Source organism: Halomonas sp. 707B3 (genome assembly GCF_024158645.1).
Classification (GTDB): domain Bacteria; phylum Pseudomonadota; class Gammaproteobacteria; order Pseudomonadales; family Halomonadaceae; genus Vreelandella; species Vreelandella lionensis.
In genome coordinates, this window is the sequence record NZ_JAMZBE010000177.1 from 1 (window position 1) to 6,515 (window position 6,515).

At 56.9% G+C, this 6,515-nt stretch carries 5 protein-coding genes and 1 pseudogene; 1 reads left to right on the top strand and 5 read right to left on the bottom strand.

Features of this window, described 5'->3' with window-relative positions; genetic code table 11:
- Positions 1-99: 99 nt before the first annotated feature.
- The 3 genes and pseudogenes from BIS10_RS16550 to BIS10_RS16560 form a co-directional block, all read right to left on the bottom strand.
- Positions 100-1,104, bottom strand: a pseudogene (locus BIS10_RS16550) (tripartite tricarboxylate transporter permease); the annotation flags it as partial.
- An 81-nt stretch (positions 1,105-1,185) separates the two neighbouring features.
- Positions 1,186-2,292 (bottom strand): tricarboxylate transporter, encoded by a 1,107-nt coding sequence (locus BIS10_RS16555; protein ID WP_253506869.1) that lies wholly within the window; start codon positions 2,290-2,292, stop codon positions 1,186-1,188.
- Between the two features lie 52 nt (positions 2,293-2,344).
- Positions 2,345-3,469, bottom strand: coding sequence for a 4-oxalomesaconate tautomerase (locus tag BIS10_RS16560; protein WP_253506872.1), 1,125 nt, complete (start codon positions 3,467-3,469; stop codon positions 2,345-2,347).
- A 148-nt stretch (positions 3,470-3,617) separates the two neighbouring features.
- Between BIS10_RS16560 and BIS10_RS16565 the strand changes: the two genes are divergently transcribed.
- Positions 3,618-4,523, top strand: a complete 906-nt coding sequence (locus BIS10_RS16565) for a LysR family transcriptional regulator (RefSeq protein ID WP_253018899.1) — start codon at positions 3,618-3,620, stop codon at positions 4,521-4,523.
- Here the strand turns inward: BIS10_RS16565 and BIS10_RS16570 are convergent.
- Both BIS10_RS16570 and BIS10_RS16575 read right to left on the bottom strand, forming a co-directional pair.
- Entirely contained in the window at positions 4,480-5,979 is a 1,500-nt protein-coding gene (locus tag BIS10_RS16570) for a cobyric acid synthase (protein WP_253506875.1), read from the bottom strand. The two genes, BIS10_RS16565 and BIS10_RS16570, sit on opposite strands and share 44 nt — an antisense overlap.
- 76 nt (positions 5,980-6,055) lie before the next feature.
- On the bottom strand, positions 6,056-6,515 hold a 460-nt coding region (locus tag BIS10_RS16575; protein WP_253506878.1), incomplete at its 5' end, for a hypothetical protein.

Below are 6,515 nucleotides of genomic sequence, written 5' to 3' on the forward strand. Positions count from 1 at the left end.
AAACAACGGCGGCACAGTGCTATTGGGATGATCAGCCCAGAGGCCTTTGAAGCCCGAATGATCGCTTAAACCAGTGTCCACTGTTGCTGGGTAAGATCACAAACCACCTAAAAACACCGCCGCTGTACCAGACCCAGGAATACCAAACAGTAGCGTGGGCACCATCGCGCCGCAGGCACAGGCGTTGTTAGCCGACTCCGGCGCAATCACACCGCGAATATCGCCTTTACCGAATTGTGATTTATCCTTAGCGCTCTGCACCGCATGGCCGTAGGTGAGCCAATCCACCACGGAGCCCGCCAAGCCAGGAACCGTGCCCATCAAGCTGCCAATCCCCGCGCAGCGAGCTACCAGTCCAGGCCGCTTGGCCACATCCTTAACGCCCTCTTTCCAGCCTTTGCCCAATTGGCAGGACTGCTCGGCAATCGCGCCGCGTTTCACTAATAAATCAATGATTTCAGGCAGTGCAAAAATACCTAACCCCACCACCACTAACGGCAATCCATCGTAGAGGTAGTCAATTTCAAACGGCAGCCGGAACTCCCCGGTGGCGGGTGCCATACCAATGGTACCCACCAGTAAGCCAACGCCGCAGGCAGCAATGCCTTTAAAAACATCCTTACCAGACAGCACCGCCACCATGGAGAGCCCCAGCAGCGTCAACATAAACAGCTCTGAGGAAGAGAACGAGAGTACAACCGGCCGGGCAATCAGGATAAAGGCGGTCAGCACCAGAGCACCGATAAGCCCACCGATCATTGACGACAAAAACGCGCTAGACAGCGCTCGTGCCGCCTGCCCTTTTTTCGCCAGCGCAAAGCCGTCCACAACAGTGGCCTGGGAAGCGCTAGAGCCCGGGATGCCAAGCAGTACCGAGGCAAACGTATCGCCCGTGGGGATCACCGCCACTAGACCCATGAGCATGCCCAGTGCCACAGACGGCTCCATGCCATAGAGAAAGGGCAACAGCAGCGACATACCCGCAATGCCACCAAGCCCAGGAATGATGCCCACAATTAGACCGATGAGGACACCAATCACCATGTACAGCATATGGGGAACAGTAAACAACTGCCCCAAACTGGAAAATAAGACATCTGTCATTGTCTTGGCTCTTATGTTGTTTAATGTAAGGGAGCCCAAAGGCACTGCTTGAGCCGTGCCTTTTTAGTGTTAGCTGGCGTGTTAAATACGAGCGCCGTGCTGCTCTAGCAGCCACTCGACCAGCCACTGGCGTGTGGCATCATCCAGCGACATGGCATCCTGCAGATGTTGCTCGACGACCTCGCCCACCACCGGCGTGTAGGGGCCAAGCTGGGCCATGGCGGCTTCTTTGAACGCTTCCGTATCGACAAAACGGCGCGCCGCGTCGCGATACTCCTGAATCAGCGCTTCTGGGGCATCGTTTGGCAGTAAGATCAATTTTTGCAGCGTAAACCCGGAAGCAAAGAACTTACGATATGCCTCGGCACCAGGGCCGCTGGGTGCTTCACCATGCAGGGTTTCGTACACTTCATTGAAGGTCGGCAAGTCAGGGAAAGCAGGGTCACGCTCGATCTCGCCGCTGTCGTTAAGCACGCCTAGCGAAAACAGCGGCACCGCTCGACCGCTCTCTACCAGTGGTTCTACGCTGCTGAAATAGGCAGAAGTGGTTTGGAAGTCGATATCAGCCTCGCCACGCTCAAAGGCTAACCGCCCTTCTCCACGGCTACGCATGCCCGACACGGCCTGCACATCGGCCCCCAGCAAATCAAGCGCAATCAATACCGGTAGCTCTAGCCCGGTATGGCTCTGCACGGCAAACTTAACGCGCTGGTTAGTTACCGCGTTCAGCACCTCCTCTGCGCTATCGCCTAAGCCAGGCTGGGCATAAACCACGCCGCCGGTGGGCGTGGCTAGAATCGGTGTCCAATCATCGTAGCTATAACGAACCCGGCGGTCTTGCAGCATGGCAGGGTATTGAGTGGAGGCAGAGGTACCGATCCACTGGCTGCCATCCGAGTCCGCTCGCATAGCAAACAAATTGCTGCCATTGATAGAGCCGCCGCCGGGCACGTTATCAATCACCAGCGTCGGGTTGCCTTCAATATGGTCACTCATCCAGGTGGTGAAGAAGCGTGCCCATACGTCGGTTCCTCCGCCCACACCAAAGGGAATGGTCCAGCGAATGGTGTCAGGCACGCTCACATCGTCAGCTTGAGCATTCACACTGATAGCGCCTAGCGTGGAACAAGCAACGAACAGTAGCGCTTTCTTGAACGTTGTAAACGGAGTGTTCTTCAGGGTGGTCATGGCGATACTCCTGTTATTGATTATTGTCGGTTAGTTATTGTGGTAGCGTTATTTAATCAACGGTTTCGATGGCGTGATGCCCCGCTACCTTTGAAGGGCTCGCGTAAAAAATTTGCCCGCTCATAATTTTGCGAGCGGTTCGAATAAGCGATACGCGCGCTAGGTCAAAAGCATTCTGCTGGCGATATTCCGCCGTTAGCTCAATCGAACCAGAAGGATGCTCTAATGTAATCTGTGATAACAGTTGCCCGGCAGAAAGCTTCTGAGTGCTTATGGCCATGTGATTGGCCACCGAGCCGGGCACGTTAATCGCCGCCGCCACGGCCATTGCCCCTGTCACGGCAATCGCTTTATGGCAGCGATGGGGCACAAAATAGCGCACATTCAGCGTGTGCGATGCCGCTTCAGCCTCTGAAATCAGTACCACCTTGGGCAGCACGCTCTGGCTTACATCGCCCATTCCCATCCGTCGCCCTGCTTCACGGCGTAGGGTTTCTAAGCGGGTTAACAAGGCCGGGTTATTGTCCAGCTCCGCAGGCGCTTCATGGCCGGTTAGCCCCACCGACTCCGCGCGCAGCAGCATAATCGGCGTGGCGGCATCAATACAGCTCACCTCGACACCTTCGATCTCATCGCAGGCGTTTCCTGTGGGTAGCAGCTGGCCCGTTTTACTGCCCATGATGTCTAAAAAGCTGAGTTGGATGCCCGCCGCAGTGCCAGGAACGCCGCTAATGGTAACGCTGCCTTCGTACTGCACCTGCTTACCCGGCGTGGGTACATGACACTCAATCAGCCGCTGGGTGTTCAGGTTATGCACCTTCACCACGGTCGTCCCGTCCTGCGGTTCCACCAACCCTGTTTCGATAGCGTAGGGCCCAACGGCAGAGAGCATGTTGCCGCAGTTCGGGTTAAAGTCGACGCGCTTATTCACTACGTCCACCTGAGCAAACAGGTAGTCAACGTCGGCATCCGGGTGCGACGAGCGCTCCACAATGGCCACTTTGCTAGTGAGCGGGTCGCCGCCGCCAATACCATCGATCTGTAGCGCATGCCCGGAGCCCATCAGGCTCAGCAGAATATCAGCCTGCTGAGCCTGATCACTGGGCAGATCTTTCATGCGAATAAAGGGGCCTCGAGAGGTGCCGCCCCGCATAATGACACAAGGAATGCTGTTCATATCGCTCCGCCATAGTTCGCGATGACTGTATGAACGGAGAATGTCAGCCAATGTTTAATGTCTCAAATGCAAATATGGATTGCTATAAATCCGTTTTGTGCATTAATGTGTTTTGGTTATGAATCCAACTTTTTAGCGCAACAATCCTATGCTGCATAGACTCGAATTTCTTGACCTCCAGGCCTTCATTTTGGTCGCTGAATTGGGCACCTTTCATGAGGCGGCGCAGCGCCTGCATTTGTCGCAGCCAGCGCTCACTCGGCGTATCCAAAAACTCGAAGAACTCCTTGAAGTTGAACTACTTGAGCGAACTACACGGCGTACTCGGTTAACGCCGATTGGGGCCGATTTTCTGCCCCGCGCCAGACGCATGCTAGAGGAGTACGAGTCCTCCATCTTAGGCATTCGAGAGCTCGTCACCCACCAAAAAGGCACGGTGACGATTGCCTGCCTGCCCACGGCGGCCTTCTACTTTTTGCCTAGTGTCATTCGCGTGTTTAGCGAGGCGTGGCCGGGCATTCGCATCCGGATTTTGGATGTCAGCGCTAACGAAGGGCTGGAAAAAGTTATTAATGGCGAGGCGGATTTCGGCATCAACATGATCAGCGCGCAAAGCTCGGAAGTGCGCTTTACGCCGCTGCTGCGAGATCCCTTTGTGCTGGCACTGCGCTCAGACCACCCGCTTGCCAGCAAAAAGCAGATTGAGTGGAGCGATTTAGAAGATGTGCGGCTCATCACCGTGAGCCGCGATAGTGGCAACCGCACGCTGCTGGATAACGCGCTTTCGGCGGAGGGTATTCATCTCAATAGCTTTTACGAGGTGCAGCATCTCTCTACTTCGTTGGGGCTGGTGGAATCGGGCCTTGGCGTGGCTATTTTGCCGCGCATGACCATGCCCGGCCCGGACCACGACACGCTCTGCTCTCGCGATTTACCCGAGCCACGCATTCAGCGCTCAATTGGGTTGGTGCGCAGCAACTCGCACAGCTTATCCAGCACGGCACAGCTGTTTATCGATCTTCTGTTAGAGCACTGGGGCAAAGAGACTGTTTAGCAGCGCTTGAAGACGCAATGAGCGCCAGGATCGCGTCAATATCCAGATGTTCTTCGAGCGTATCGGCCAAGCGCTCCAAGGCTTGTTCGCGGTGGGCGTTGTAATCGACGCTGCCTGCTTTGGCTAGGCCAAGCTTGGTGAGCAGCGCTTGGCAGGCTTCTGGGTGATCGAATAGGCCGTGTAGGTAAGTGCCCATCACTTGGCCGTCCTCGCTGATGGCCCCATCCAAGTGGGTGCCTACATCGAAGAGTGGCTTGTTCAGGGCGGGGCCTTCGCTAACGCCGTTATGAATCTCGTACCCCTCTACCTTTGCCTCTTCCCCTACCAGTACGCCGCTCACATTGCGAAGCTGCTTGCCGGGCACCATGCGCGTGGTCAGCGGTAATAGCCCCAACCCGGCGATTTTTCCGGGGGCACCTTCCAGCCCGCCGGGGTCATCGACCCACTCCCCCAGCATTTGAAAACCGCCGCAAATGCCCAGCACTTTGCCGCCGTAGCGCAGGTGGCGGGTAATCGCCGCGTCCCAGCCCTGGCGCTTTAACCAGGCTAAGTCGCTCGCGGTACTTTTACTGCCGGGAAGTACGATCACATCAGCAGGGGGAATGGGCTGGTCTGGGCCGATAAAACTAAGCGATACCTGTGGATGCAGGCGCAGCGGGTCGAAATCGGTATGGTTACTGATGCGCGGCAGTGCAGGAACGATGACCTTGAGCGTTTGGCTCTCTTTCTCCGCCTGCACGGTGCCGATGCTATCTTCGGCATCCAGCAGCAGTCCTTGTAGATACGGCAGCGTGCCCAGCACCGGCTTTTGGGTGCGCGCTTCCAACCACTCGAGCCCTGGCTCTAACAGCGCAATATCGCCCCGAAAACGGTTGATGATAAAGCCTTTGGTGCGGGCCTGTTCGCTGTCACTCAGCAGCGCAAGCGTGCCGACCAGCTGAGCAAACACGCCACCACGGTCAATATCGCCCACCAGCAGCACCGGGCAGTCCGCGGCTTCGGCAAACCCCATATTGGCAATATCGCCTTTGCGCAGGTTGATTTCCGCCGGGCTGCCGGCCCCTTCGGCAATAATCACATCGAACCGCTGCTCTAGGGCTTGCCACGCTGCCATCACGCTCTCTTGGGCCGTACGCTTGAAGACGTGGTAGTCCAGCGCGTCCATATGGCCGTACACCTTGCCGCGCAGAATTACCTGGGCACCCCGGTCGGTTTCCGGCTTTAGCAGTACCGGGTTCATATCGCTATGGGGAATAACGCCCGCCGCCTGGGCCTGTAGCGCGGTGGAGCGGCCAATCTCGCCGCCATCGTTGGTCACCGCACTGTTCAGCGCCATGTTTTGCGGCTTAAACGGGGCCACCGAGATACCCCGGCGCTTGAGAACACGGCAAAGCCCCGCCACCACGGTACTTTTACCCGCATCCGAGGTGGTGCCTTGAATCATCAGTGTGGTCATGCGTGGCCGCCCTGGCTAAAAGAACGAACCTTAGCGGGCGTTCAAGCGCGGCGCAACCCAGTCGCGCCGCAGGCGGTTACAGCCCGAGGGTTTCTGCCCAGAGGGCGATACGCTGGGCTACGGTAGTATTCATTACGATATCCAGATGCGACACACCGGCAATAAATTCAAACTCCGCCTGGGGCGCGTGGGGATGTATGGTGGGCTCAAACTGCTTGGCATAAAACGCCTCATCCCTATCCCCCACCAGCACCAAAATCGGCGCGCGGATGTTGGCAAGATCGGCTTTATAATGTGCGGTGCCAAAGCTCTCCATCATTCGATAGGTGTAGCTCAGGGTGTCCGAGCCGGTGCGGTACGCCAGCGGCAGGTTAAAGTGCAGTACTGGCCAGTGATTAAATCGGGTGACGTTCATCTGATTGAGCAGCGCCAGCGGCACGATGCGCCAAAGGTTCGGCGTGGCCCATCCCGCCTGTTTACGCACCGTGGCGGCGTTATAGGCTAGAAACGGTGCCAACAGCACCACACCAGCAAGC

What these genes read in the sequence shown, in the direction of transcription:
- BIS10_RS16555 (WP_253506869.1), bottom strand. Translation starts at nt 2,292, where the DNA reads ATGACCACCCTGAAGAACACTCCGTTTACAACGTTCAAGAAAGCGCTA.
- BIS10_RS16560 (WP_253506872.1), bottom strand. Translation starts at nt 3,469, where the DNA reads ATGAACAGCATTCCTTGTGTCATTATGCGGGGCGGCACCTCTCGAGGC.
- BIS10_RS16565 (WP_253018899.1), top strand. Translation starts at nt 3,618, where the DNA reads ATGCTGCATAGACTCGAATTTCTTGACCTCCAGGCCTTCATTTTGGTC.
- BIS10_RS16570 (WP_253506875.1), bottom strand. Translation starts at nt 5,979, where the DNA reads ATGACCACACTGATGATTCAAGGCACCACCTCGGATGCGGGTAAAAGT.